This is a genomic window from Nonomuraea sp. NPDC051941 (genome assembly GCF_044593615.1).
In genome coordinates this window covers 366125-390352 of sequence record NZ_JBIUCF010000005.1, presented here as the reverse complement: position 1 = coordinate 390352, position 24228 = coordinate 366125, and the positions used below count along the sequence as shown (strand labels likewise).

General features: G+C 71.4%; 28 protein-coding genes and 1 pseudogene. 20 read left to right on the top strand and 9 right to left on the bottom strand.

Annotation, left to right across the window (positions count from 1 at the left end):
- Positions 1-12: 12 nt before the first annotated feature.
- From ACIHFD_RS12800 to ACIHFD_RS12780, 5 genes are all read left to right on the top strand, one after another.
- Positions 13-1083: an ABC transporter permease gene (locus ACIHFD_RS12800; protein WP_397366948.1), complete on the top strand. Its 1071-nt coding sequence runs from the start codon at positions 13-15 to the stop codon at positions 1081-1083.
- The gene (locus ACIHFD_RS12795; RefSeq protein WP_355196099.1) at positions 1080-1958 is read left to right on the top strand and encodes an ABC transporter permease; all 879 of its coding nucleotides are present in this window, start codon (positions 1080-1082) and stop codon (positions 1956-1958) included. Before ACIHFD_RS12800 ends, ACIHFD_RS12795 begins: the two co-directional genes overlap by 4 nt.
- Before the next feature lie 64 nt (positions 1959-2022).
- Complete coding sequence (locus ACIHFD_RS12790) at positions 2023-2799, top strand: ABC transporter ATP-binding protein (RefSeq protein ID WP_397366946.1); 777 nt, start codon at positions 2023-2025, stop codon at positions 2797-2799.
- Complete coding sequence (locus ACIHFD_RS12785; RefSeq protein ID WP_350727948.1) at positions 2796-3704, top strand: ABC transporter ATP-binding protein; 909 nt, start codon at positions 2796-2798, stop codon at positions 3702-3704. The genes ACIHFD_RS12790 and ACIHFD_RS12785 overlap by 4 nt, the downstream gene beginning before the upstream one ends.
- Positions 3701-4705 carry a M24 family metallopeptidase gene (locus tag ACIHFD_RS12780; protein WP_397366945.1) on the top strand — a complete coding sequence of 335 codons (1005 nt, stop codon included), beginning with the start codon at positions 3701-3703 and terminating at the stop codon, positions 4703-4705. The genes ACIHFD_RS12785 and ACIHFD_RS12780 overlap by 4 nt, the downstream gene beginning before the upstream one ends.
- Here ACIHFD_RS12780 and ACIHFD_RS12775 read toward each other — a convergent pair.
- On the bottom strand, positions 4702-5772 hold the full coding sequence (locus ACIHFD_RS12775; protein WP_397366944.1) for a hypothetical protein: 1071 nt from the start codon (positions 5770-5772) through the stop codon (positions 4702-4704). The genes ACIHFD_RS12780 and ACIHFD_RS12775 overlap by 4 nt on opposite strands.
- A gap of 60 nt (positions 5773-5832) precedes the next feature.
- Here ACIHFD_RS12775 and ACIHFD_RS12770 point away from each other — a divergent pair, with 60 nt between their 5' ends.
- The 4 genes from ACIHFD_RS12770 (at position 5833) to ACIHFD_RS12755 (ending at position 9036) form a co-directional block, all read left to right on the top strand.
- A complete protein-coding gene (locus tag ACIHFD_RS12770) occupies positions 5833-6339 on the top strand; it encodes an acyclic terpene utilization AtuA family protein (protein WP_397366943.1) in 507 nt (168 codons plus the stop codon).
- A 106-nt stretch (positions 6340-6445) separates the two neighbouring features.
- The gene (locus ACIHFD_RS12765) at positions 6446-7219 is read left to right on the top strand and encodes a GNAT family N-acetyltransferase (RefSeq protein WP_397366942.1); all 774 of its coding nucleotides are present in this window, start codon (positions 6446-6448) and stop codon (positions 7217-7219) included.
- Complete coding sequence (menC, locus tag ACIHFD_RS12760) at positions 7216-8316, top strand: o-succinylbenzoate synthase (RefSeq protein WP_350727943.1); 1101 nt, start codon at positions 7216-7218, stop codon at positions 8314-8316. Before ACIHFD_RS12765 ends, menC begins: the two co-directional genes overlap by 4 nt.
- A 126-nt stretch (positions 8317-8442) precedes the next feature.
- On the top strand, positions 8443-9036 hold the full coding sequence (locus ACIHFD_RS12755; RefSeq protein WP_397366941.1) for a hypothetical protein: 594 nt from the start codon (positions 8443-8445) through the stop codon (positions 9034-9036).
- Positions 9037-9081: 45 nt separating this feature from the next.
- Here ACIHFD_RS12755 and ACIHFD_RS12750 read toward each other — a convergent pair whose 3' ends face one another.
- The gene (locus ACIHFD_RS12750; protein WP_397366940.1) at positions 9082-9471 is read right to left on the bottom strand and encodes a VOC family protein; all 390 of its coding nucleotides are present in this window, start codon (positions 9469-9471) and stop codon (positions 9082-9084) included.
- A 55-nt stretch (positions 9472-9526) separates the two neighbouring features.
- Positions 9527-9730: a hypothetical protein gene (locus ACIHFD_RS12745; protein ID WP_397366939.1), complete on the bottom strand. Its 204-nt coding sequence runs from the start codon at positions 9728-9730 to the stop codon at positions 9527-9529.
- Positions 9731-9848: 118 nt separating this feature from the next.
- Between ACIHFD_RS12745 and ACIHFD_RS12740 the strand changes: the two genes are divergently transcribed.
- A complete protein-coding gene (locus ACIHFD_RS12740; RefSeq protein WP_397366938.1) occupies positions 9849-10523 on the top strand; it encodes a TetR/AcrR family transcriptional regulator in 675 nt (224 codons plus the stop codon).
- 21 nt (positions 10524-10544) lie between these two features.
- Here ACIHFD_RS12740 and ACIHFD_RS12735 read toward each other — a convergent pair.
- The 3 genes and pseudogenes from ACIHFD_RS12735 to ACIHFD_RS12725 all read right to left on the bottom strand — a co-directional run.
- Positions 10545-10871 (bottom strand): annotated as a pseudogene (locus tag ACIHFD_RS12735) (alpha/beta fold hydrolase); the annotation flags it as partial.
- Between the two features lie 40 nt (positions 10872-10911).
- A complete protein-coding gene (locus ACIHFD_RS12730; RefSeq protein WP_397366937.1) occupies positions 10912-11133 on the bottom strand; it encodes a hypothetical protein in 222 nt (73 codons plus the stop codon).
- 89 nt (positions 11134-11222) lie between these two features.
- Entirely contained in the window at positions 11223-12053 is an 831-nt protein-coding gene (locus tag ACIHFD_RS12725; protein ID WP_397366935.1) for an NAD(P)H-binding protein, read from the bottom strand.
- Between the two features lie 74 nt (positions 12054-12127).
- Between ACIHFD_RS12725 and ACIHFD_RS12720 the strand changes: the two genes are divergently transcribed.
- The 3 genes from ACIHFD_RS12720 (at position 12128) to ACIHFD_RS12710 (ending at position 15064) form a co-directional block, all read left to right on the top strand.
- Positions 12128-13069, top strand: coding sequence for an AraC family transcriptional regulator (locus ACIHFD_RS12720; protein WP_397366934.1), 942 nt, complete (start codon positions 12128-12130; stop codon positions 13067-13069).
- 256 nt (positions 13070-13325) lie between these two features.
- Positions 13326-14537: a cytochrome P450 gene (locus ACIHFD_RS12715; RefSeq protein ID WP_397366933.1), complete on the top strand. Its 1212-nt coding sequence runs from the start codon at positions 13326-13328 to the stop codon at positions 14535-14537.
- A gap of 185 nt (positions 14538-14722) precedes the next feature.
- Positions 14723-15064: a VOC family protein gene (locus ACIHFD_RS12710; protein WP_355196072.1), complete on the top strand. Its 342-nt coding sequence runs from the start codon at positions 14723-14725 to the stop codon at positions 15062-15064.
- On the opposite strand, the gene ACIHFD_RS12705 is transcribed toward ACIHFD_RS12710, so the two are convergent.
- From ACIHFD_RS12705 to ACIHFD_RS12695, 3 genes are all read right to left on the bottom strand, one after another.
- Positions 15013-15390 (bottom strand): hypothetical protein, encoded by a 378-nt coding sequence (locus ACIHFD_RS12705; RefSeq protein WP_397366932.1) that lies wholly within the window; start codon positions 15388-15390, stop codon positions 15013-15015. The genes ACIHFD_RS12710 and ACIHFD_RS12705 overlap by 52 nt on opposite strands.
- A gap of 79 nt (positions 15391-15469) precedes the next feature.
- Positions 15470-15916, bottom strand: a complete 447-nt coding sequence (locus ACIHFD_RS12700; protein ID WP_397366931.1) for a hypothetical protein — start codon at positions 15914-15916, stop codon at positions 15470-15472.
- Between the two features lie 306 nt (positions 15917-16222).
- Positions 16223-16729, bottom strand: coding sequence for a DUF2690 domain-containing protein (locus tag ACIHFD_RS12695; protein ID WP_397366930.1), 507 nt, complete (start codon positions 16727-16729; stop codon positions 16223-16225).
- Between the two features lie 1672 nt (positions 16730-18401).
- On the opposite strand from ACIHFD_RS12695, the gene ACIHFD_RS12690 reads away from it, so the two are divergent.
- The 7 genes from ACIHFD_RS12690 to ACIHFD_RS12660 all read left to right on the top strand — a co-directional run bounded on the left by ACIHFD_RS12690 (position 18402) and on the right by ACIHFD_RS12660 (position 24152).
- The gene (locus ACIHFD_RS12690) at positions 18402-18848 is read left to right on the top strand and encodes a hypothetical protein (protein WP_397366929.1); all 447 of its coding nucleotides are present in this window, start codon (positions 18402-18404) and stop codon (positions 18846-18848) included.
- 192 nt (positions 18849-19040) lie between these two features.
- On the top strand, positions 19041-20243 hold the full coding sequence (locus ACIHFD_RS12685) for an MFS transporter (RefSeq protein WP_397366928.1): 1203 nt from the start codon (positions 19041-19043) through the stop codon (positions 20241-20243).
- A 16-nt stretch (positions 20244-20259) separates the two neighbouring features.
- Complete coding sequence (locus ACIHFD_RS12680) at positions 20260-21201, top strand: serine hydrolase domain-containing protein (protein WP_397366927.1); 942 nt, start codon at positions 20260-20262, stop codon at positions 21199-21201.
- Between the two features lie 61 nt (positions 21202-21262).
- The gene (locus ACIHFD_RS12675; protein ID WP_397366926.1) at positions 21263-21748 is read left to right on the top strand and encodes a GNAT family N-acetyltransferase; all 486 of its coding nucleotides are present in this window, start codon (positions 21263-21265) and stop codon (positions 21746-21748) included.
- A gap of 96 nt (positions 21749-21844) precedes the next feature.
- Entirely contained in the window at positions 21845-22177 is a 333-nt protein-coding gene (locus ACIHFD_RS12670) for a YciI family protein (protein ID WP_397366966.1), read from the top strand.
- Entirely contained in the window at positions 22170-23405 is a 1236-nt protein-coding gene (locus tag ACIHFD_RS12665) for an RNA polymerase sigma factor (RefSeq protein ID WP_397366925.1), read from the top strand. Before ACIHFD_RS12670 ends, ACIHFD_RS12665 begins: the two co-directional genes overlap by 8 nt.
- Positions 23406-23498: 93 nt before the next feature.
- Complete coding sequence (locus ACIHFD_RS12660) at positions 23499-24152, top strand: DUF998 domain-containing protein (protein ID WP_397366924.1); 654 nt, start codon at positions 23499-23501, stop codon at positions 24150-24152.
- The last annotated feature ends 76 nt before the right edge of the window (positions 24153-24228 follow it).

Genomic DNA, 24228 nt, shown 5'->3' with positions numbered 1-24228 from the left:
GGAGCCTCGCAGGTGTCCGACATCCCGGGCGAACCCCGCCGGAGCCGGGCGAGACGGGCCCATCCGCTGGTCCGCTTCCTGATCCGGCGCATCCTGCTCGCGGTCCTGATGGCCTGGGGCATCACGCTCGTCACGTTCGTCCTGACGAACCTGGTGCCCGGCGACCCCGTGGCTGCCAACCTCGGCCAGCGGGCGCTGGGCGATCCGGCGATCGTGGCCCAGTGGCGGTCCGAGCACGGCCTGGACAAGCCGCTCTGGGAGCAGTACGTGCTCCACCTCCAGGGCCTGGTCCACGGCGACCTCGGCACCAGCCAGCAGAGTCACCGGCCGGTCAGCCAGGACCTGGCCGAGTTCGTTCCGGCGACGCTGGAGCTGGCCGGGGCGGCGATCCTGGTGTCGCTGGTGCTGGGCGTGGCGTTCGGCGTGATCGCCGCGCTGCGCCGGGACCGGCTGTCGGACCACGCGCTGCGGGTGCTGAGCCTCATCGGCATCTCGGTCCCGACGTTCTGGCTGGCGCTGGTGGCGTTCTACGTGTTCTTCTACCGGCTGCAGCTCACCCCGGGCAGCGGCCGGGTGGACGCGGCGCTCAACGGCGCGGTCCCGGCCGTGACCGGGCTGCAGACCGTGGACGCGCTGGTGGCGGGCCGGTGGGACGTGTTCTCCTCCGCGGTCGGGCACCTCGTGACGCCCGCGCTGGTGCTGGCGCTCTACACGATCGGCCTGCTCACCCGCTTCACGCGCTCGGCGGTGCTGGAGGTGCTGGGGCAGGACTACGTGCGCGCCGCCAGGGCCAAGGGCCTGCCCGGCCGGGTGATCCTCTTCCGGTACGTGCTGCGTTCGGCCCTGGTGCCCATCATCACCGTGGCGGGCCTGGCGTTCGGCAGCCTGCTGTCCGGCACCGTGCTGGTCGAGGCGATCTTCGCCTGGCCCGGCGTCGGCCAGTACGCGTACAAGAGCGCCACCACCCTCGACCTGCCCGCCGTCATGGGCGTCGGCCTGGTCGTCGGCGTCGTCTACCTGGTCATCAACCTGATCGTGGACGTCCTGTACGGCGTCATCGATCCCCGAGTGAGGCTGCAATGAGACGGCGGGACCCTCTGGCCCGCAGGGGCCTGCTTGCCCGGCTGCCCGAGGCGTGGCGGCAGCCGCTGGCCGTGGTCGGCGCCGTGCTGGCGGTGGCCTGGCTGGTCATCGCGCTGGCCGCACCGATGCTGGCGCCGCACGACCCCCTCGCCCAGGACCTGCCGCGGCTCGCGCCGCCGGGGCCCGGGCACTGGTTCGGCACCGACCAGCTCGGCCGCGACATCCTGAGCCGCGTCATGTACGGGGCCCGGGTGTCGATCCCGCTGACGTTGCTGCTGGTCGTGCTGTCGGTGCTGATCGGCGGGCTGCTCGGCGCCTGCGCCGGGTACTTCGGCCGGTGGGTCGACGAGACGATCATGCGGCTGGCGGACCTGGTGTTCGCGTTCCCGACCGTGATCCTGGCCATGGTGGTGGCCGCCGCGCTGGGCGCCAGCCTGACGAACGCGGTGCTGGCCGTGCTGGTCGTGGCCTGGCCCGCGTACGCCCGCGTCACGCGAGGGCTGGTGCTGGGGGTGCGCGAGCGGGAGTTCGTGCTGAGCGGGCGGCTGCTGGGCTTCTCGGTGTGGCGGTCGCTGCGCGTGGACGTGCTGCCGAACGTGACCGGCCCCATCCTCGTGCTCGCGACGCTGGACATCGGCACCGCGCTGCTGCTGCTGTCCGGGCTGTCGTTCCTGGGCCTCGGGGCCAAGCCGCCGTCCCCCGAGTGGGGGGCGATGGTGGCCTCGGGCGTGGAGGTGTTCGACAGCTGGTGGGTGGCGACGTTCCCGGGGCTGGCGATCCTTACGGTGGTGCTGGCGTTCAACTTCCTCGGCGACACCCTGCGGGACGCGCTCGACCCCCGTACGGCCCGCGCGATCAAGGAGCGTGCACTGTGACCGAGCGAAGCGAGGGAACGAGACAGCACAGCGACCCGGTCGCAGGTCCGACGAAGGAGGACCTGTGACGACGTTGGACATCACCGACTTGAAGATGTCGATCGGCGGCAAGGAGATCCTGCGCGGCGTCGATCTCGCGCTGGAGCCCGGCCGGGTGCACGGGCTGGCCGGGGAGAGCGGCTCGGGCAAGACGATGACGGGCCTGGCCGTGCTCGGGCTGGTGCCCCACGGCGCCCGCGTGTCGGGCGCGATCCGGCTCGGCGAGCGCGACCTGCTCACCCTGCCGCCCAAGGAGCTGAACCGGGTGCGCGGCGGCGAGGTTGCCATGGTGTTCCAGGATCCGGCGACCAGCCTGCACCCCATGCTGACCATCGGCAAGCAGCTCACCGAGCACATGCGCCACCACCTGGGGCTGGACAAGCGTGAGGCGCGGGCCCGGGCGGTGGAGCTGCTGGGCAAGGTACGCATCCCGGGCGCCGAGGAGGCGTACGGGCGCTATCCGCACCAGTTCTCCGGCGGGATGCGCCAGCGCATCGCCATCGCCATCGCGCTGGCCTGCTCCCCCAAGGTGCTGATCGCCGACGAGCCGACCACCGCGCTCGACGTGACCGTGCAGGCCGGCGTGCTGCGGCTGCTGCGCGGGCTCTGCGACGAGCTGGGGCTGGCGGTGCTGCTGGTCACCCACGACCTCGGGGTGATGTCCGCGGTGGCGGACGAGGTGAGCGTGATGAAGGACGGCCTCGTCGTGGAGTCGGGGCCGCGCGGGCGGGTGCTGCGGGCGCCCGAGCACGCCTACACGCGTTCCCTGCTGGAGTCCCTACCCGACGCGGAGGCGCAATGACTCTGTTGGCCATCGACGACCTGGTCGTCGAGCACCGCTCCCCCGGGCGTCCCGCCGTGCGGGCCGTGGCGGGGGCCAGCCTGGCGGTCAACCCCGGCGAGGTCGTCGGGCTGGTCGGCGAGTCCGGGTGCGGCAAGTCGACGCTGGCCCGCGCCGTCTGCGGGCTGAACCCGATCACCGCGGGCTCGATCGCGTTCGACGGGCAGCCGGTCACGCCGCTCGGCCTGCGGCGCAGGAAGCTGACCGGGATCCAGATGGTCTTCCAGGACCCGTACGCCTCCCTCAACCCCCGGCGGCGGGTCGGCGACCAGATCGCCGACGGGCTGCGCACCTCGCAGGACACCGCCACCTCCCCCGCCGACCTGCTGGAACGCGTCGGCCTGCCGCGGGACTTCGCCGGCCGGCACCCGCACGAGTTCTCCGGCGGGCAGCGGCAGCGCATCGCCATCGCCAGGGCGCTCGCGGCCCGGCCGCGGCTGCTGATCGGCGACGAGCCCATCTCGGCGCTGGACGCCTCGGCGCAGTCGCAGGTGGCCAGGCTGATGCGGGACCTGGCGGTGGACTCGGGCGCGGGGCTGCTGTTCATCAGCCACGACCTGTCCGTGGTGCGGCTGATCGCCGACCGGATCGCCGTCATGTACCTCGGCAAGATCGTCGAGGTGGGCGACACGGCCGAGGTGTGGGCGGACCCGAAGCACCCGTACACGAAGGCGCTGCTCCAGGCCATCCCCAAGCCCGACGGGATGGGGGTGCTGCCCGCCGAGCTGGCCGGTGACGTGCCGGACCCGGCGAACCCGCCGGGAGGGTGCCGGTTCAACCCGCGGTGCCCGTCCGTGATGGACGTGTGCCGCGTGAAGGAACCGGAGTTCGGGCCGGTCGCCTGCTGGCTGCACGAGCCGAAGTGACCCCCGTCCCCGGGCCGCGGGCCGCCGCGGCGCGGCTGGCGGCGGTGCGGGCGGCCATGGACGAGGCCGGGGTGGAGGCCCTCGTGCTGCGGCCCTCGCCGGACGCCCGCTTTCTCGGGAGCCTTCTCGGGGACCGTCAGGGCGCGTACCTGGTGGTCACGCAGGACGTGGTGGCCGAGACCGGCGATCCGGCCGGGGTGGTGCCCGCGGGGGCGCGCCGGGTCGGGGTGGACCCGGAGATGCGGGTGCGGGAGCTGTTCGGGCTGGCGATCGAGGCCGAGCTCGTACCCGCCTCCTCGGTGCTGTGGCCGCTGCGGCTGCGCAAGGAGCCGTACGAGGTCGAGGCCGTCGGGCGCGCGGTGGCGGCGGCGGAAGGGGTGCTGGGGCAGGCGCTGGAGCTGGCCTGGTTCGGGGCGACCGAGCGGGCGATGGCCTACCGGCTGCGGGTGCTGCTGGCCGAGTCGGGGTGCGAGGAGCTGCTGTCACTGCGGGTGGCGGCCGGGGAGCACACGGCCCTGCCCGCGCACGTGCCCGGGGAGCGCGTGATCAACCCCGGGGACGCGCTGGCCGTGGCGGTGTGCGGGCGGTGGGGCGGCTACTGCGCCGAGGTGTCCGGGGTGTTCGCCGTGGCGGAGCCGCCGGACGACTTCGAGGCGATGTACTCGGTGGTGCTGGCCGCCCACCGGGCCGGGCTCGCGGCCGTGCGGCCCGGCGTGCCGGTGGACGAGGTGGCCAGAGCCGTGGGCGAGGTGATCGACGGCAGCGGGTACGGGCGCTTCGCGGCGGCGCACGTGGGCCGGGGCGTCGGGCTGGGGCATGACGAGGGGCCGTGGCCGGGCGAGGACGCCGTGTTCGAGCCGGGGATGGTGTTCTGCCTGGAGCCCGCCATCTACGTGCCCGAACTGTTCGGGGCCCGGGTCGCGGACGTGGTGGTGTGCGCGGACGACGGGCCGGTGCCGCTGGGCGCGTACCCGCACACCCTGCACGTCCTCGACCGCTAAGGGAGCCTGACGGCCTCGGCCAGCCTGCGGGCCTCGTCGGCCCATCCCGCCAGGAACATCAGCGCCTCGCCCCGCTCCCTGAACCGGCGGGCCGCGTCCACGGGCGTGGCGCCGCCGTAGTCGAGCTGCGTCTCCCCTGCCCGGGCCAGCATCAGCGGGGTCAGGAAGTCGTACTTGACCGCCGACGCGCACACCGCCAGCCGCACCAGCCGCTCGTCACCGCGCCAGCCGGAATCCCGCAGCCCCCGCACGTACGCCCCGTGGACGGCCGCGTCGAGCGCGGGCAGCAGAGCGGCCGGCAGGAACAGGTCGAACACGCTGTCCGGGATGTGGTTGCCGACGTCCTCGCCCAGCGCGCCGTCGCCCGCGAACGCCCAGTCCAGCAGCACGCTCTCCCCGTCGCGGTCGATCACGTTGCTCGGCCACACGTCGAGGTGGCACAGCGCCCTCGGCAGCGACTCCAGGACGGCCAGGAACTCCTCCCTGTCCCGGTGCAGCCGCACCAGCTCCCCGCGCAGCCCGGGCGGGAAGTTCTCGGCGACCAGGGGGTGCCGCCAGGCCGCGTCGTCCTCCAGCAGCTCGTACGGGACCGGTTTCGAGCCCAGGTAGTCGCGCAGGAACGACCGGCTCGACCACGGCCGCTCCACCCGGCCCGCCGCCCCCTGGGCCAGGCCGAGCTGGCGCCCGAACAGCGTGTGACGCCCGAGGTCCCAGGTGGTGCCGGGCCGCCCGGCCACGTCCTCGGTCCACAGCGCGAGGTCGCCGTCGTCGCGTTCGACCAGCTCCAGCAGCTTCGGCGCGGCCACCCCCGAGCCCGCCCACAGCCCCGGCAGGCCGTCGGCGTAGACGTCGGCCTCCCGGCGCCAGTAGTTCCAGTGGCGCGGATCGTCGGAGTGCCCCCACCCCGCGCCGCCTTCCTTGCGGCGGGTCAGCACCTTGAGCACCGCCGACCTCGACCCCCTGCGCACCCGCCAGATGCCGCCGGTCACCGCGTTCAGCGGGTTGTGCGTGAGCGGCTCGACGACGGCGTCGGCGCCGCCGAGCACCCGCGCGATCTCATCTTCCACTCTCGTCACCCTAGCTCGTGACGGTGTGTGATGATCCACGGTCAAGGGTAGTCCAGAATCATGCTGCGCATCGGCACGTGGAGATCTGCCGGGTCGCTCGACATGGTGATCTGCGGCTGGCACGACGGCGGCCCCGGACCCCTCGAAACGGGCATCAAGCTCATCTACGGAGCAGGCGGCCCGATGCCCGGCTTTCCCGGGCTGCGCGTGGGCACCCTCGTGGCGACGTGCGCGGAGGAGATCGCCGAGGCCCTGTCCCAGGGGATCGACGTGGTGGCCACCGCGCCGGACTGCTGCCCCGCGGCGCCCGTCGTGGCGGCGGGCATGTGGCACTACGGCTGGACCGGGAGCGATCCGGGCGCGCTGGCCGGGGCGACCGCCGCGGGCCTCGTCATGGCCGCGCAGCCGGGGCCGTGCGCGGTGGAGATCCGCCGCGACGGCCGCAGCTCGCTCGCCGGTGACGTGCGGGCGGAGACCGTACACACCTGCCTGGCCGGGGCCGTCCCCCTGGAGTCGGTACGCCTCAGCCAGGAGGCCCCCAGCAGGCTCCTCATCACACCCTGTTAGCCGCTTCCACCAAAGCCCGGCCCCGGCTTGGTGAACCCGGACGAATCGCGGCGGCCCCGCCATCGAATACCGTCGCCTGGGAACGTCCGAGACGAGGAGCGGCAGGTTGGTCGAGGTCAGGGAGCTCCATGAGATGGCGGAGTTCGAGCAGGTGGATGCGTTGTTCGACGACATCTGGCACTTCGGGACCGGCGCCCCGCCCATCACGATCGAGCTGATGCGGGCCCTGGCGCACGCGGGCGGCTACGTGGCGGGCGCCTTCGAGGGCGGCCGCCTGGTGGGCGGCTCGGTCGGGTTCCTGGCCAGCGGGAACGCCCTGCACTCCCATGTCACGGGGGCGGCGGCCGGGCGCGGCATCGGGTTCGCGCTCAAGCTGCACCAGCGCAGGTGGGCCCTGGAGCGCGGGCTGGAGCGGATCACCTGGACGTACGATCCGCTCATGCGCCGCAACGCCCACTTCAACCTGGCCAAGCTGGGCGCCCGGCCCCGCGAGTACCTGCCCTGCTTCTACGGGGTCATGGACGACGCGATCAACCAGGGCGACGAGTCCGACCGGCTCCTGGCCGTCTGGACGCTGTCCGACCCGCGCGTGGAGGCTGTGGCGCGGCCGGATGCTTCGGCACGACCGTCGGACGGCCCGCCGCCGGACGCCGTGGTGGCGCTCGCCGACGTGGGCGGGCGGCCGGTGGCCGGTCCGGTGGACGCCGGCACGGTGCTGGTGGCCGTGCCCGCGGACATCGCGGGATTGCGCGGCGCCGACCCGGGAACGGCCAAGGCGTGGCGGCACGCCGTACGCGACGTGCTGGGCGGCCTGATGGCCGAGGGCCGCGCGGTCACGGGGTTCTCCGGGAAGTCCTACTACGTAGTGGAGAAGAAGTGAAGATCACTGGAGTTGAGCTGCGGCGGATCGCCATGCCGCTGGTCGCGCCGTTCCGCACGTCGTTCGGCACGGAGACGGCCCGCGACGTCCTGCTGGTCAGGGTGGTGACGCCGGACGCCGAGGGGTGGGGCGAGTGCGTGGCCATGGACGAGCCGCTCTACTCCTCCGAGTACACCGACGGCGCGGCCGAGGTGATCCGGCGCTTCCTGCTGCCCGCGCTGCCGAAGACGCTGGACGTGCACGACGTCGGCCGCGCGCTGGAGCCCATCAAGGGCCACCGGATGGCGAAGGCCGCGCTGGAGACGGCGGTGCTGGACGCGCAGCTCAGGACGGCGGGCGAGTCGTTCGCCCGCTTCCTCGGCGCCTCCCGCACGCGGGTGCCGTGCGGGGTGTCGGTCGGCATCATGGACTCGATCCCGCAGCTGCTCGACGCCGTGGGCGGTTACCTCGACGAGGGGTACGTCCGCATCAAGCTCAAGATCGAGCCCGGCTGGGACCTGGAGCCGGTCCGGGCCGTGCGCGAGCGGTTCGGCGACGACGTGCTCCTCCAGGTCGACGCGAACGCCGCCTACTCGCTGAGCGACGCCCGCCGCCTGGCCCGGCTCGACGCGTTCGACCTGCTGCTGATCGAGCAGCCGCTGGCCAACGACGACCTCGTGCAGCACGCCAGGCTGGCCAAGCAGCTCAAGACGCCGATCTGCCTGGACGAGTCGATCGAGTCGGCCGAGCACGCGGCCGCCGCCATCGCGCTCGGCTCCTGCTCGATCGTCAACATCAAGCCCGGCCGGATCGGCGGCTACCTGGAGGCGCGGCGCATCCACGACCTGTGCCGGGCGAACGGCATCGCGGTGTGGTGCGGCGGCATGCTGGAGACCGGCCTCGGCCGGGCGGCGAACGTGGCCCTGGCCGCCCTGCCGGGCTTCACGCTGCCCGGCGACACCTCGGGCTCGCGGCGCTACTACTCCACCGACATCACCCAGCCGTTCGAGCTGTCCGACGGCCACCTGGAGGTGCCCGCGGGGCCGGGCCTGGGCGTGGACCCGATCCCGGAGGTGCTCGACGCGGTGACCACGAGCACGGAGTGGATCACGCTCTGACCCTGGGCAGACGGCCTGGCAGGTGGTTCATACGAGTCCCCCACGTGGGGGATGTTCACGGACGCCGCGGCGGCGAGCATCGGAACGCGCCACGCGAACACCACCTGCCTGACCGGAGGCCCCCGCATGACCACCACCCTCGGCGGAACACCACGGACCGGACGGCTTCCGGCCATCCTGGCCAAGCTGCACGGCCGGACGGCGGTGGGCGTGCCCCGCTGGGCCGTGTGGGCCGCCTACGCCACCACCTTGACCCCGCTGCCCTCCGGCATCTGGCGGATCGCGGCCTTCATCTTCGGGGCGCCGCTGCTGGAGTTCGGCGGGGCGCCCCCGCCCGGCCACGGGCCGGTGCTGATCGACGGCGAGTGGTGGTACATCGTCACGCTCAGCGTCGTCAGCGAGGCGACGGCGTTCCTCACCGTCGGGCTGGTCGCCCGGTGGGGTGAGGTGTGGCCGCGCTGGATCCCCGGGCTGGGCGGCCGCCGGGTGCCGGTCCTGGCGGCCGTCGTCCCCGCCGGCCTGGGTGCTACGGTGCTGCTGGTCTTCCCGTACGCGCTGGTCATGTTCGCCTTCGGCCGGATGATCAACGGGAGCCCCGAGGGTTTGATCGTGCACGGCTGGCAGGCGGTCGCCTTCTGGGTCACGTACGCGCCGCTGGCCGCCTGGGGCCCGCTGCTCGCCATCCTGACCGTGCACTACTTCCGGCGACGATCATCCTAGGCGCCTTTCAGCAGTCAGCCAGGTGAGCTGGTCGCGACGGCGTCCTCAGGCGTTGTCGGGCGTGGCCCATTCGACGAACTGGATGATCACGCCGTTGGGGTCGGTGACCTGGAACAGGCGTTCGCCCCAGGGCTCTTCACGCAGCGGCATCGTGATCTCGACCCCGGCGTCACGCAGGCGCTTCTCCTGGTCCTGTAGGCCGGTGGCGAGGGTGAGCGCCAGGATCAGGCCCGCCGCGTGCTGATCACGCTGCTCAGGCGGCAGGACCTGGATGCCGCGGGCGAGCAGGACGATGTCCACCGCATCGGTGCGGGTGAGGGAGACGAAGCCGTCGGCGGCGGCCTGAACGGAGTAGCCCAGGTGAGTGGTGAAGAACGCCTGGGAGGCGGCGATGTCGTCGATCGTGAGCGAGACGGTGGACGCGATGATCTGCAAGAAGGTCTCCCTGTCGGGTCGGAGCCGGGACGGAGGTGTGAGGTGCCGACGCGGGTCAGTAGCCGCGGCGGCGGGGGATGTTGCGGGCGACACGGGGCTCGCGTCGCCCGCGGACGGCACGATCGGAGGGCAGGTGGCGGAGGTCGTCGCCGCGCTTGAGGGGCTGCTCCGGCCGGTGGTGGCCCAGTTGCCCGGTCAGCACATCGGTGCGGTCGATCGCGGGGATGGCCTGCTCGGCGGCGGGGTCGAGGTGGCGCATGGGCACTCTCCTTCGTTCCGGTCGGCGTTCCATGGTCGCAAACTTACGACGGGTGTAAATTTAGCCCAGACGGCTCGGGGGTGTCAACATAAAAATGCTACGGGGGTAATATTTCCCCATGGCTACCCAGACTCCGGCCCAGACCGCCGGCGACCCCGCCCCGCTCGAGTCGCCCATCGGCCTGCGGGAGGCCAAGAAGCAGGAGACCCGGCAGCTCATCTCCGACCACGCCACCCGGCTGTTCATCGCCCAAGGCTTCGAACAGACCACCATCGCGGAGATCGCCGCCGCCGCCCGCGTCGCCAAGAAGACCGTCACCAACTACTTCGCCCGCAAGGAAGACCTGGCCCTGGACCACCAGGAGGAGTTCACCGCCGCCCTGGCCCAGGCCGTCTCCACCCGGCAGCCCGGGCAATCCGCCCTGACCGCGCTGCGCCGCGCCTTGCAGGACGCCATCGCCGCCCAGGACCCGGTCGCCGGCTTCTCCGGCGCGGCCTTCGCCCGCATGATCGCCGACAGCCCCACCCTGACCATCTGCCTGCGCGGCCTGCACGACCAGCGCGAGCACCGCCTCACCCAAGCCCTCGCCGAGGCCACCGGCACCACTCCCGACGACATCACCGTCCGGACCGCCGCGGGGCTCCTGGGCACCGTTCACCGCATCCTGTTCCAACGCATCCAGGACCTGACCCTGGCCGGACGCTCCAACGACGAGATCGCCCGCACCATCGGCGCGGAAGCCACCCAGGCGTTCGATCTGCTGGAGCCCGCTCTTGCCGACTTCGCCACCTGAACCCGCCGACGCCGGTGAACGTCAGGGCCGCCCACCGGCGTGGGTGGTGATCGTCGCCGCGAGGGACGGCACGACCGCGTGGGGCAGCGCGTGGCCGAGACCGGGCACCCACAGAGCGAGCAGCCGGGGGTCGGGCCCGGGCAGGTCGGCGTCGGAGATGCCGGGGTCGGGGGCCGCCCCGCCGATCAGCGCGGAGCCGAAGATCGTGGCGCTCATCAGCCGGTCCGCATGGTCGAGGAGGAGCACCTGAACCAGGGTGCCGCCCATCGACATCCCGACCACGTGAGCACGTGCGATCCGCAGCGCGTCGAGGACCGCGATCGGGTCGTCGGCCAGCACCCGGATCGGGTAGGGACGCTCGTGGAAGGCATGGGTGGAGCGTCCGGTGTCACGGTGGTCGTAGCGGACGAACGAAGTGGTCGCGGGACAGCAGCTCGACCAACTTGCCGGGCCAGGTCAGCCCGCTCGCGTTGGCTCCCATCACCAGCAACAGGGCGGGACGCTCCGGATCGCCGGTCGTCTCCACCCAGAGCCGATAACCGTCCGCGACCTCGACGAAGGCCTCAGCGTGGCGAAGTCCGCCGGTCCTCGGGTCGGTCGCTCGGGCCATGACTCACTCCTCATGGGTGGGGTTCGAAGCGACCATAGCACGAGACGAAACGTCTCGTCTTGTGTTGCCGAGGCACTCCGGGCCTCGGCTCAGTTGCCCCAGGTTCCCGCGGCTGCGGCCGTCTTGACGTAATCGGCGAAGGACCGCGGGTCGCGGCCGAGCGCTCGCCGTACACCGTCGCCGACGCGCTCACCGGCGCCGTCGCGGATCCGGCCCAGGAGCTCGGCCGCCAGGTCGGCCGCCTCCGGGGGCACTCCCTGAGCCGTCAGCGCGGCCGTGAACCGGGAGGTCTCCAGCGCCGTGTAGCGGACGGGCCGCCCGGTGACCTCGGAGATCATCTCGACCGCGGTGCGGAACGACACCGGTTCGGGGCCGGACAGCTCGTAGATCTCGCCCGCGTGGCCGTCCTGGACGAGCGCGGCGGTCGCGACGTCGGCGATGTCCTCGGCATCGACGAACGTCTCCCGGCCCTCCCCGGCCGGCAGCGCCAGCTCCCCGGACAGGATCGGCTCCAGGAACAGGTCCTCGCCGAAGTTCTGCGCGAACCAGGCCGCGCGCAGGATCGTCCACTCCAGGCCCGTCGCGCGCAGGGCCAGCTCGACCGGCTCCTGGTACGGGTCCGCCGCGCCGCCTACGCCGCGTGCCGACAGCAGCACCACCCGGCGGACGCCGGCCCGGGTCACGGCCGCGAGGAACTCTTCCACGGTGGCGGCCGGCACGGCTTCGCTCATCGGGACGAGGTAGACCGCCCCCGCGCCGTCCAGGGCCGGCCCCCAGGTGTCACGGTCGGCGAAGTCGAATCTGGTGCCGCCGGAGCGGGAGGCCGCGCAGAAGGGATGGCCGAGGCGGTCGAGCCGGGCGACGACGCGGCGGCCGGTCTTACCCCGGGCGCCAAGTACGAGAACAGGTGAATCGGACATGAGGCCAGTACATCGGGTGCCGAGCGAGACACTCCATGGCCATCTATCTCGCACGCATGTGAGATCGTCTCATCATGGACCTCTTGGAGGACTATCTCGCGGGTGTACGGGCGGACGGCGCGATCTTCTGCCAGTCGGTCGCCGAGCCGCCGTGGGCGGTGCGGTTCAACGATCCCGCCCCGCTGGCGCTGGGCGCGATGCTGCGGGGCGAGTCCTGGATCGTGCGCGACGGCGCGGCTCCCGTCCGGGTCGGGGAGCGCGGCGTCGTCCTGGTCCGCGGCCTGCGGCCGTTCACTGTGGCCGACCGCCCGGGGACGGAGCCCCAGGTGGTGGTCGACGACGCGGAGACGTGCTGGACGACGGCCGACGGCCCCGCGACGGCCGCGCCCAACCTCGTGCTGGGGCCGCGCACGTACGGGTTCAGCGCCGAAGGCTCCGACCTGTTCGTCACCGCCGAGTATCCGCTGCGTGGCGACGTGTCCGAGCGCCTGCTCAAGGCCCTGCCCGAGGTGGCCGTCATCCCGCCGGAGCTCGAGTTCACGCCGCTGCTGGATCTGCTGGCGGTCGAGATCGGCCGGGAGGAGCCGGGCCAGCAGGTCGTGCTCGACCGGCTCCTGGACCTGCTGCTGGTACGGGCCCTGCGGTCGTGGTTCGCGCGGCCCGACGTCGAGGCCCCGCCCGGCTACCGGGCCCTCGCCGACCCGCGGATCGGGCGGGCGCTGCGCCTGATGCACGAACGCCCGGCCCACCCGTGGACGGTCGCGGGCCTGGGCGCGGAGGTGGGGATGTCGCGGGCGGTGTTCGCCCGGCGCTTCGCCGAGCTGGTCGGGCAGCCGCCCCTGCTCTATCTCACGGAGTGGCGAATGACCATCGCCGCCGACCTCCTTCGCACGCCCGGCGCGACTGTCGCCGCCGTGGCCAGGAGGGTCGGGTACGCCGACGGCTTCGCCTTCAGCAACGCCTTCAAACGGGTCCGCGGCATGCCGCCCAGCGACCTGGCCCGTTCCCCGAGATAAGCCGCCGCCCATTCCGGACCCACCGCCCTCCACTCCGATGATCCCGGGAAACACCTGGGACCGGATGAGCGAGCTGAGGACCCTCATCCGCTCGGACGACCGGAGCTCCGCCACGGCCTTCCGAGCAGACCTTCACGTTCCGCAATGGCGGAAGCGGCAGAGGTTGAGGGCTCCACAGTGACAACGTTCACGACTTGGCCCGGTCGAACCCAACGCGGAAAGTGAGGGGGACATTCATCCCACAGTGGGGAAATCCATGGCTACTCCTCTCCAGATCCCCGTGCCGTCGGAGCGGACGTCCGCGACCCTCCGCCGTTACCTCGACCAGAGCGGGCCGATCTTACGCGTCGAGCTGCCGGGCCAGGTGCCCGCCTGGCTCGTGACCTCGTACGAACTGGTCAACGAGGTCCTGACGAACGACGACACGCTGTTCAGCAAGAACCCGGCGAACTTCACGGCGCTGAACGACGGCACCATCCCGGCCGACTGGCCGCTGCGCCAGCTCATCGAGGGAGAGCACCTGCTGACCCAGGACGGCGCGGACCACCGGAGGCTGCGGGGACTCATCAACCGGGCCTTCACCCCCGCCCGCGTACAGGGATTGGCCCCGCGCATCCAGCGGATCACCGACGAACTGCTGGACCGGATGGCTGGCCAGAGCGGCGCGGTGGACCTCGTGCGCTTGTTCACCGAGCCGCTGCCGGTCATGGTGATCTGCGAGCTGTTCGGGGTGCCGCAGGGTGAGCAGCAGCAGATCCGCGACTGGAGCCACACTCTGCTGCAGCACACCACCTCGCCGGAGGAGATGCTCGCCGCCAACGCCGGGTTGCTCGGGTATCTGGCCGCCTTCATCGAGCGCAAGCGCGACGACTCGGGCGACGATCTCACCACGGGGCTGATACGTGCGCAGGAGGACGACGGCGACCGCCTGTCCGACAGCGAGATGATGTGGATCCTGTGGCTGGTGCTCATCGCCGGTCACGAGACCACGGTTCACCTGCTGGCCAACACGGTCGTCGCGCTGTGCTCGGACCCGGAGCAGTTGGTCTTCGCGCGTGCGAAGAACGTCTGGGAGCAGGCGGTGGAGGAGGCGTTGCGCAGCAGGAACTCGGTGATCAGCGTCATGTTCCGGTATCCGCTGCGGGACGTGCGGCTCGGCGGGGTGACAGTCGGGGCGGGCCAGCCCATCATGGTCGGCATCTCCAGCACCGGGACGGACAGCGCCAGATTCGGCGGGGAGGCGCCGCGGTTCGACGCGGTACGGGAGCCGGACGCGCACCTCGGATTCGGCCGTGGTCCGCACTTCTGCCTGGGGGCGCCGCTGGCCAGGCTCGAGGCACGTATCGCGCTGGCGTCGTTGTTCGGCCGGTTCCCCGATCTCCGGTTGGCGGTCGAGCCCGGCGAGATCCCGTACACCTCGTCACTCATCACCGAGGGTCCCACGACGCTGCCGGTGCTCCTCCGCTAGATGGAGCCCGATCCGCCTCTTCGTGGGAGATGCCCGGCATGGCACCATCGACGTGGAATGGGGGTCCCTGCCCTCGCACCGCGGCCGGGGAACCGGGCGGCTTTGCGTCAGATCATCGCGACGATGAGTTTCCGACACTGCCGAGGTCATTACCGGCGACCCATCGACGACGTAGGGATGACCACATGACGCTCGATCTGTTCGCAGGCGTACCCGTCACCGACTATGCCGCGGCGCTGCCATGGTACGAGCAGTTCTTCGGTGGGCCGCCGTCCTTCCTGCCGAACGACATCGAGGCGGTGTGGGAGGTGGCCGAGCACCGGTACGTCTACATCGTGCAAGATCCGCAACGGGCAGGGAACGCGCTGGTGCTGTCGTTCGTCGACGACCTCGACGGACGGGTCGCCGAGATCGCCCGGCGAGGCATCGAGCCCGCGAAGCGCGAGAGGTACGACGGTGGCGCGACCAAGGTGACCTACCGGGACACGGACGGCAATGAGATCAGCTTCGGCGGCGGCCCGAGCTGACGCCACCCTCTGAGGACATCGATGGCAGTCTCGAGGGTGCGAGCGACCCACGCGGCGCCGGCACTGGTCCCGGTAATGCCCGAGGCTCCCGTGTAGACGAACACGGTCCCGTTGCGCCCCGCCGCGTCGATCGCGTCCTGCTTGACCGAGACCCCCTGGATCGTGGACAGCGCCCGGAACAGCGTGGCCCGCACGTCGGCGACCAGCGGCTGCTCGCCCAGCAACTGGAAGACCGTCTGGAAGATCCACTCCTGCGTCGTCGCATGGACGTCGTCGAACTCCGAGACAGGAGTGGCGTCGACGCTCACCCGGACCCTGGCGATCATGGCGCGGTATTCGAACCTGACGCGCCCCTTGCGCGGTCCGGCTGACCGCGCAAGGGGCGCGTCGAGGAGGGCGACTGGACTATCGCACCCTGCAGTACTTGTTCTTGTGGCCGCGAAGGACCTTCCAGACGGTGTAGCCGCTGTTGGAGAACTTCTTGTTCCCCTTGGTCCGGCCATTGGTGTCCAGCGGCCTGCACCAGTACTGCCAGTGGTCGACGCGGTAATTGCGGCTCACCACCGCCGCAGTGATCTTCTTACCCTTCTTGCAGTGGTTGTTGAAGTAGATCTTGGTGGTGGCGTTGCCCTTCTCCCAGCTGAAGTTCACCTTCCTCTTGCCACCCAGGCCCTTGCCGCACCTGATGCTGGCCTCCGCCAGGCTCATCGCGGTGCTGTCGGCCGTGGCGGCAGAGGTGGACCGGGCCGCGGCGGTGGCAGGCGCGGGAGCGGCCTGGGCCGCCGGACCGGCCAGCATGGTCGCTCCGAAAACGGCAGCGACGGTAGTGCCAATGAGCTGGAACGTGCGCATGGATTTCCTCCTTGCTGTCTGAGGGCTGATACGGGGGTTTCCGGGTCGGCGTGCGAAAGCCGGCAGTTGCGCGGAGGCCGTTCACCCCTTCAAGGGCGACCTGCAGGCGCAGCCGCGCGCCCCAACCACGTGCGGGGAGCTGCGCAACCCACGTCATCGTCGCGTCGGGCGAGGCGGTTGACGGGGGCGTCGTTGAACACAGCGCCGATCGTGGTGATCCTGCCTCCGCTGATCACGTCGGCGTGGGGCAGAGCCGGTCCATCGGCCTCGCCGGGACCCGCGCGCCACGCGGAGCGCCCGCGTGGCTCAGTCGCAGGCCTTGGCTGTGGTGCCGCTGCCCTTGTTGGCGCGGCCCACCCCGGCCGTCACCGTGCCCGTGGCTTTGGCGCAGATGCCGCTGGGGGCGTAGATCATGTTGCCCCAGTGGTGCCCGCCGTTCCCGGGCCGGTAGGTGAAGGATCTGCTCTTGGTGCCGGTGTAGACCGTGATGGTGCCGGAAGCGCCCGTGGCGACCGACACCTCGCCCCAGTTGGTGCCGCACTGGCGGGAGTAGAACAGCCGGATCGTGCCCAGGCGGTCTCCGACCTCGTTCCTGAGCGAGGCTTTCTTCCCGGTGTTGACCCTGGAGCGGGCGCACCCGCTGCTGTACGGATCCTTTCCGTCGTACGGGTGAGCGCTCGCCGACCCTGCGGTACTCGTGGCAGGGAGGGAGGCGGCTTGGGCCGCACCGTTCATCAGACCGGTGGTCAGGAGACCACTGGCCAGGGCGGCGCTCGTGCCGAAGACGGCCATCGTCTTGGTGATCGACGTCATGGTGCCGTGACTCATAAAGCGACGGCGGGCCTGCTTGTCAGACTGCATCGCCCGGCCCGTTGTTCCGCCGTTTGGGCGTCTGGCCTTTCGAGGTCCACCCTTGCAACAGCGCGGCTCGCCGGTCTGTGTCGAAGTGCACACTGGCGCAACTTCTTTTGGACAGGCCGAAAACGCGCTGATGGCCGGCGCCGGGGACGTCGGTACGCATCCATGGGGCTGACCTTGCCGCAGCCGGATTTCTCGGCCCAGCCAGTCCATGGCCCCGGTAGCGCGGGTCGGCGCGCGGAAGGAGCCGGCCGGCTGAGAGGTGATCCGGCCATCGGTGGTTCAGCGGGCAGGCGGCAGCGAACGCCGGCAGGATCGGGCCTTTCCTGATGACGCGGGGTCAGTTGGCGGGTTTCGACTGTGACGCTGTTTCTCGCGCTCGGCGTTGAGACGGCTGTCGTAGAAGCCGGCGCCGAGGCGCGGCCTTCCACACCATGATCACCGGCTCGCTCGACGCCCGCTGCTCGTCGGATCAGTCGCTCGGGTACGGTTTGCGCCGGCCCACTCGGCCCTCTCAGCACACGTCCGCCTACCGCCAGGTGGTAACGACGGTCTGCGGTCGCCGGCGAAGACGCCCGGCTGGATGCCGTCTTCCGGGCAGGCCAGGGCGTCCAGCGCGTCCAGTTCCCCAGCCGGGGACGCCTTCCACCTCGGCCACCTCGTGAACGAAATCGGCGATGTCGCAGGCAGCCACCGCTTCGCGCTGGGCCCGTCTGACGAGCCGGATCGCGATGGCGCAGACACGATGCCGGCGGGTGCGGCACGAACCCGTCGCCGCGCTGGGGCGACGACCGTCCCGACGAGGTCGGTCAGCTCGTCGGCGGATATCCGGGCCCGGAGGCCGCTGAGCTCCGGGGTCGGGGAACGCAGGACAGCCATCAGCCGCATGTTCGGCCGGAAGGCCGCGGGTGCCTTCCTCCGCCGACGTGCCGGTGAGGTCCGCACCCGGAACCACCACGGCAAGCGCGGGGGCCGGCCCCACACCAACCGAGACGGTCACACCCTCGACGCGGTGGAGGAGCATCCCGGGCGCCAGGTTGAAGGTGGCATCGGCACTGGTCGACGTGCTCGCCAAGGGACCGGAAGACGCCTGGGCGGCCGGCTTCGAAGCCGGTGCCGAGGACGAGGATGGGGTGCCTGTCCTGGTTCACTGGAACGGCTCGGTCTGGACCAGGATCCCGGTTGAAGACAGCGAACTTCGCGTGCGGGCGTTCGACGTGGCAGGACCAGACGACATCTGGCTCGTGGGCAGTTCGCCCTCAGGCGGGAGCGTCTCCCATTGGGACGGTCGCGTCTGGGCCACACCGCGCCCCTTTGGAGTGACCGATGGCTACCGACCGTACGACGTGGCTACCGGGAAGGGGCGTGCGGTCATCGTCGGTTCGGGCCCTGACGGAGACTTCGCTGTCCAATGGGACGGTAAGAGGTTCCAGCGGGTGCAGTCGGAGACGGACGGTGTGTTCGCGGCGGTCGCGCTGAAGGACGGCCATGTCTGGGCGGTCGGCCGGCGGGCTCGGGAGGATTGCCAGGGCACCAGGCCGACGGTCGCCCACATGTCTCCGGACGGAAGGTGGAGCTACAACCAGGACATGTCCGTCCCTGAGGTCGCCGGAGGTCGCCTGGAAGCGTGCTGGCGATCGCGCCGACAGACGTCTGGGCCGTCGGCGCGATCGGGAGCTACGACCCGGAGATGTATCCCCCAGCGAACTGCCGCCCGACCTCAGATGGCGGGGAGGGGGCGGAGACCCCGGGATCCCTCCCCACTCCGCTCGTCATGCACTGGAACGGGTCGGCCTGGCAGAGGATGGAACTGCCACCGTTGAAGGGTGCTCTGCACGGCCTGACCGCCTTCGGCAAGAACAACCTGTGGGCGAGCGGTACCGACCCCCGTCAGCCAGGTGTCGCGCTCCTCCTCCACTACGACGGCACGTCGTGGACGCGCGAGGGCATCAGCGCCGGTGGCAGCGGTCATGCCGCCATCGCGGCCATTCCCGGCACCTCCAACGTGTGGGCCGTGGGCTCCGTCGGCGAGGACACCGACTACGAGCATGCTTTCGTCGCAAGACGGCATTGATCGGTGCCTTCCAACGGAAGGTGACCTCAGCTTCCTCGTGTCTCACCGACTGTACATACGGTGGAGGGCGGGCCCTTCGGCATTTGGGGCTGATGTCGTCACGGCATGGTGTGGTCTGAAACCTGCCGGTATCCGCTCCCCCATCGCTGCTTGGCTGGTTCCCAACCCCACGGTCCCAACCCGAACGGAACCATGTCCACGATCATCCAAGCCCGGCCACGCTCACCGCTCATCAGCTGGCTGGCAGTCACCTCACTCACGCTGGGCATCTTCGCCATCGTCACCAGCGAGATCCTGCCCATCGGCCTGCTGACCGACATCGGCGCCGATTTCGGCATCTCCGATGGCATCACCGGGCTGACCATGACCCTGCCCGGCATCGTCGCCGCCGTCGCCGCGCCCGCCGTCACGCTGGCCACCGCCCGCCTGGACCGCCGGGTGATGTTGTGCGCGCTCATGGCGGTGCTCGCGGTCGCCGACGTCCTGGCGGCGGTGGCGACCTCGTACTGGATCATGCTGGTCTCCAGGGTGCTGGTCGGCCTCACCATCGGCGGCTTCTGGTCGATCGGGGCCGGGCTGTCCGCCCGCCTCGTACCGCCGCGCTCGGTCGGCACCGCCACCGCGCTGATCTTCTCCGCCGTCCCCCTGGGCTCGGTGCTCGGTGTGCCGGCCGGCACCTTCATCGGCCACCTCGCCGGCTGGCGAACCGCTTTCCTCGTCCTGGCCGCGCTGTCGGTCCTCGTACTGATCGCCCTGCTGATGCTGCTGCCGCCGCTCCCCGCCCACGAGGTCACCAGCGGCCGCGTCCTGCTCGGCCTCCTGCGCGAACGGGGCACCAGGATCGCCCTGCTGGCCACGTTCCTCATCGTCCTGGCGCACTTCGGCACCTACACGTACGTCACCCCCTTCCTCCAGAACGTCACCCACCTGGACCCGGCCGCCATCAGCGCCACCCTCCTGGCGTACGGCATCGCCGGGACGGCCGGGAACTTCCTGGCGAGCAGGGCGGTCGCGACCGCCCCCCGAGCGGCCTTCCTGACCTGCGGCGGCCTGATCGCCCTGGCCACGCTGCTGCTGCCCGTGGCCGGCACCTCCACCGCTGGAGCCGTCGCGCTGGTTGTCCTGTGGGGACTGGCCTACGGGGGCGTCCCGGTCTGCTCCCAGGCCTGGTTCATGAACGCCGCCTCCGGGACGCCGGAGGCCGCCACGGTCGTCTTCACCTCCTCCTTCCAGGCGACATTCGCCCTCGGGGCGCTCGCCGGCGGCCAGGTCGTGGACGCTTTCTCGGTCTCGACGGCGATGATCTGCGGCGGTCTGACCGCCCTCCTCATGGCGGCATCTCTGTGGTCGCTCACCAGACCCCTCCGCAGGGATTACTTCCGTGCCGCATCCTGAGAAGCGAATAGAAGCCATGATCGCCGAAGCCGGATACCACAAGGACGAGCCGATCGTGGTCGGGCTACAGCGACGCGACAATGCGCCGGCTTTTCACGCGCAAGGGCTGACAGCAAGGCGCGAGAAGCTGTCCGACACCACGACGATCTACGCAGCCTCCCTCTCCAAACAAATCACCGCCGCATGCGTGGCGTTGCTCGTCCAAGAGGGTGCGCTGGACCTCGAGTCCGCTCTATCGCGCTGGCTGCCCCAGCTGCCTTCATGGGCCGATGACATCCGCCTCCGGCAGCTTCTCCATCACACCGCGGCTTTACCCGCCGATCGTGACATCGACGCCAAAATGGCTGGCGATGCCAACCGGACCAGCCAAGGAGTCATTCAGGCTCTCACCCGATTTCCCGCCCTCCCTGGCAGACCGGGCGGCGATTACGCCTATTCGAACGCGGGATATGTCTGCCTCGCCGCTGCGGCGGCACGAGCGGCCGGTCAGCCGATTCCGGATTTCGCGCGGGACCGGCTTTTCGCCCCGCTGTCGATGAGCGACACGCTTTTCTGGGCCGGACCCGCTCCCGCGCCTCCCGGTGCGGCACCCCTGTCCCCTGAGCGCCCGGCGCCGCTGTCCCTGGGTGACGGCGGCGTGTGGACCACCGCCGGTGACCTGCTGCGGTGGAGCCAGGCGCTCAACACCGATGAGCTCGGCCTCTCCGCCCTCATGCACACCCCGGGCCGCCTCGATGACGGGACACCGATCGGCTACGCCTGGGGCATCGGCGTCCGCTCGCACGCCGGGCACCGCGTCTACCGGCATGGGGGCGGCTGGCCGGGACTGCGGGCCATGCAGGCCCGGCTGCCCGACCTGGGCTGGAGCATCGTGTTCCTCGCAATCGCCGACGACACCGAACGTCGGACGGTGCTGCTCGACCTGCTTCTCGACGCAGTGGTGACAGAAGGCGAATAGCCGGATCCGGCTGTCCATCAGGGCTTTTTTCGGAGGACTTCCGCCTGGCATGCTGCCGTTCATGAACGAGGTCCGGATTCGGCCCGCAGGCGATGACGATCTTGAAGGCGTCCTGGCGCTGGCTCCCCGGCTCGCCGAGGGTGTGGCGGCGTGGCGTGACCCCGAGGGTGCCGCCCGGGCGGCGCGGGAGTGGCTCGCGGGGTCCCTCGCCGCGGCCGAGGCGCAGCGGGCAGCGGTGTTCGTCGCCGTGGACAGCGAGGACGCACAGGTCGTCGGCGTGGTGTCCGTCCAGCGCCAGCGGCACTTCACCGGCGCGATGGACGCGTACGTCGGCGAGTTGGCCGTCCATCCGCGAGCCGTGCGTACGGGAGTGGGCCGGCGGTTGATGGCCGCCGCGGAGGACTGGGCCCGGCAGCAGGGCCTGCGTCACCTGGCCCTGGAGACGAGGGCGGCGAACACGACCGCCCGGCGGTTCTACGCCGCGCTGGGGTATCTCGAAGAAGGAGTGCGGCTGACCCGCTCTCTGGAGCCCACAACTTCTCTGTGAGAAGTTGTCCATTTGGCGGGGGGCCGTTCGTGGTGATGGTGTACGGCGAGCCTGCCGTACGCCGAACTCACCCATGAAGGGGACACCGTGAAGTACATGATGCTGATCAACGCCGCCACCACCGACCAGGACGAGCAGTGCACCTTCGAGGACTGGATGGCCTATGACAAGGCCGTACACGAGGCGGGGATCTGGGTGTCCGGCGAGTCGCTGGCCGATCTGGTGACCGCCACGACCGTGCGCGTGGACCGGGACGGGGTGCGGACCGTGATCGACGGGCCGTATGCCGAGACGCGGGAGGTTCTGGGCGGGTTCTATGTGATCGACGTAACGGACCTCGACGTGGCGCTCGACTGGGCCGCCCGTTGCCCGGGCGCGCGTGGCGGCGGGTCGGTGGTCGTGCGCCCGGTCGCCGACTTCAATGAATGAGGTCGAGGCGGTCTTCCGGGAGGAGCGCGGCAGGCTGCTGGCCGCGCTCGTGCGCCGCTTCGGTGACCTCGACCTCGCCGAGGAGGTGACCTCGGACGCCATCGAGGCGGCGCTGAAGCACTGGCCGGTCGAGGGTGTGCCGCCCAAGCCGGGCGCATGGTTGATGACGACGGCGCGGCGCAAGGCGGTCGACCGGCTCAGGCGCGACCAGGCCTTCGCCGCGCGGCTGGCCATCCTGCAGGTGGAGGCGGAGCGGGCGGCGCACGCCCCGCCGGCCGACGCGGACGGCGGCGAGCTGCCGGACGAGCGGCTGCAGCTGTTCTTCACCTGCGCCCACCCCGCGCTGCCCGCCGAGGACCGCGGGGCGCTGACGTTGCGCTGCCTGGCGGGGCTGACCACGCCGGAGGTGGCGCGGGCGTACCTGGTGCCGGTGCAGACGATGGCCAAGCGGATCGTCCGGGCGAAGAAAAAGATCCGCGAGGCCCGCATCCCGTTCCGCGTGCCCGGCGCGGACGAGCTGCCGGAGCGGCTGCCCGGGGTGCTGCAGGTGATCTACTCGATCTTCACCGAGGGGTACGCCGCCAGCTCTGGCCCCGACCTGCAGCGCCTGGACCTGGCCGAGGAGGCGATCCGGCTGGCGCGCATCCTGCGCCGGCTGCTGCCCTCCGAGCGGGAGGTCGCCGGGCTGCTGGCGTTGATGCTGCTGGTCCACGCGCGCCGCGAGGCCCGTACCGGTCCCGACGGTGAGCCGGTGCTGCTGGACGAGCAGGACCGCGGCCGCTGGGACCGGGACCTGATCGAGGAGGGCTCGGCGCTGGTGGTGACCGCGCTGAGCGGCGGCCCGCCCGGCGTGTACGGCGTGCAGGCCGCGATCGCCGCCCTCCACGACGAGGCGGCGAACCTGGCCACGACCGACTGGCCGCAGGTCGTGGCCCTGTACGACGTGCTGCTCGCGCTCGACCCGTCCCCGGTGGTCGCGTTGAACCGGGCGGCGGCCGTGGCCATGCGCGACGGGCCGGAGGCGGGCCTGGCTCTGCTGGACGAGCTGGCCGGCGAGCCGCGGCTGCGCGGCTATCACCCGTACCTGGTGGCGCGCGCCGACCTGCTGCACCGGCTCGGCCCCCGTCCCGAGGCCGCCGCGGCCTATCGCGCGGCCCTGGAGGCGGCCGGAAGCGAGCCGGAGCGCGTCCACCTGCGGCGCCGCCTGGCCGCCGTCGAGGAGTCCTGAGGAATTTCGCGGGCGGCTGTCCATCCGGCCGCATCCCGTTCGTGGTCATGCCGTGCGACGAAGCGATGACCACCACCCGCGAAAGGATCCACGATGAGCACCGTTGCCGAGCCCACGACCTCCCCTGCGACAGGGACCGCGCTGCTGCTGGGCTGCGGCGCGGTCGCCGGGATCTTGTTCCCCGTCGTGTCGTTCACGCAGGCCTTCACCCGGACCGGATTCGACCTGCGGCGGCACGCGCTGAGCGCTCTCACGCTCGGCGACCTGGGCTGGCTGCAGACCGCGAATTTCGCGCTCACGGGCCTGCTGGCGTGCGCCTTCGCGCTCGGCGTACGGCGGGCCGCCCGTCCCGGTGTGGCGGGAGCGGCCGCTTCGCTCATCGGGCCGATCCTGATCGGCGCGTACGGCGTGGCGATGGTCGGCGGCGGGGTCTTCGCGCCCGATCCCGCACTGGGCTGGCCGGCCGGCGCCCCCGCCGGGCTGCCGGAGCGCCTCAGCACCGGCAGTATGTTGCACACGGTCTTCGGGGCGACGGCGTTCCTGTCGCTGATCGTGGCCGGGCTCGTCTTCGCGCGGCGGTTCGCGAGCCGTGGCTGGATGGCCTACAGCGTCGTCAGCAGCCTGGCCACGTTCGTCCTCACGGTGCCGCCGTGGGGCGAGGACAGCGCCAGCCTGCGCTTCGCCGCCGGCGCCGTACTCATCTCCGCCTGGCTCGCCGCCCTGTCCGTTCGGCTCGGAAAACGCTGATCGGCGAAATTCGACATGTGACAGGACGACGTGACTCACGTGGACGGCGGCGGAACGGCTGATCCTCGCCGTCTTG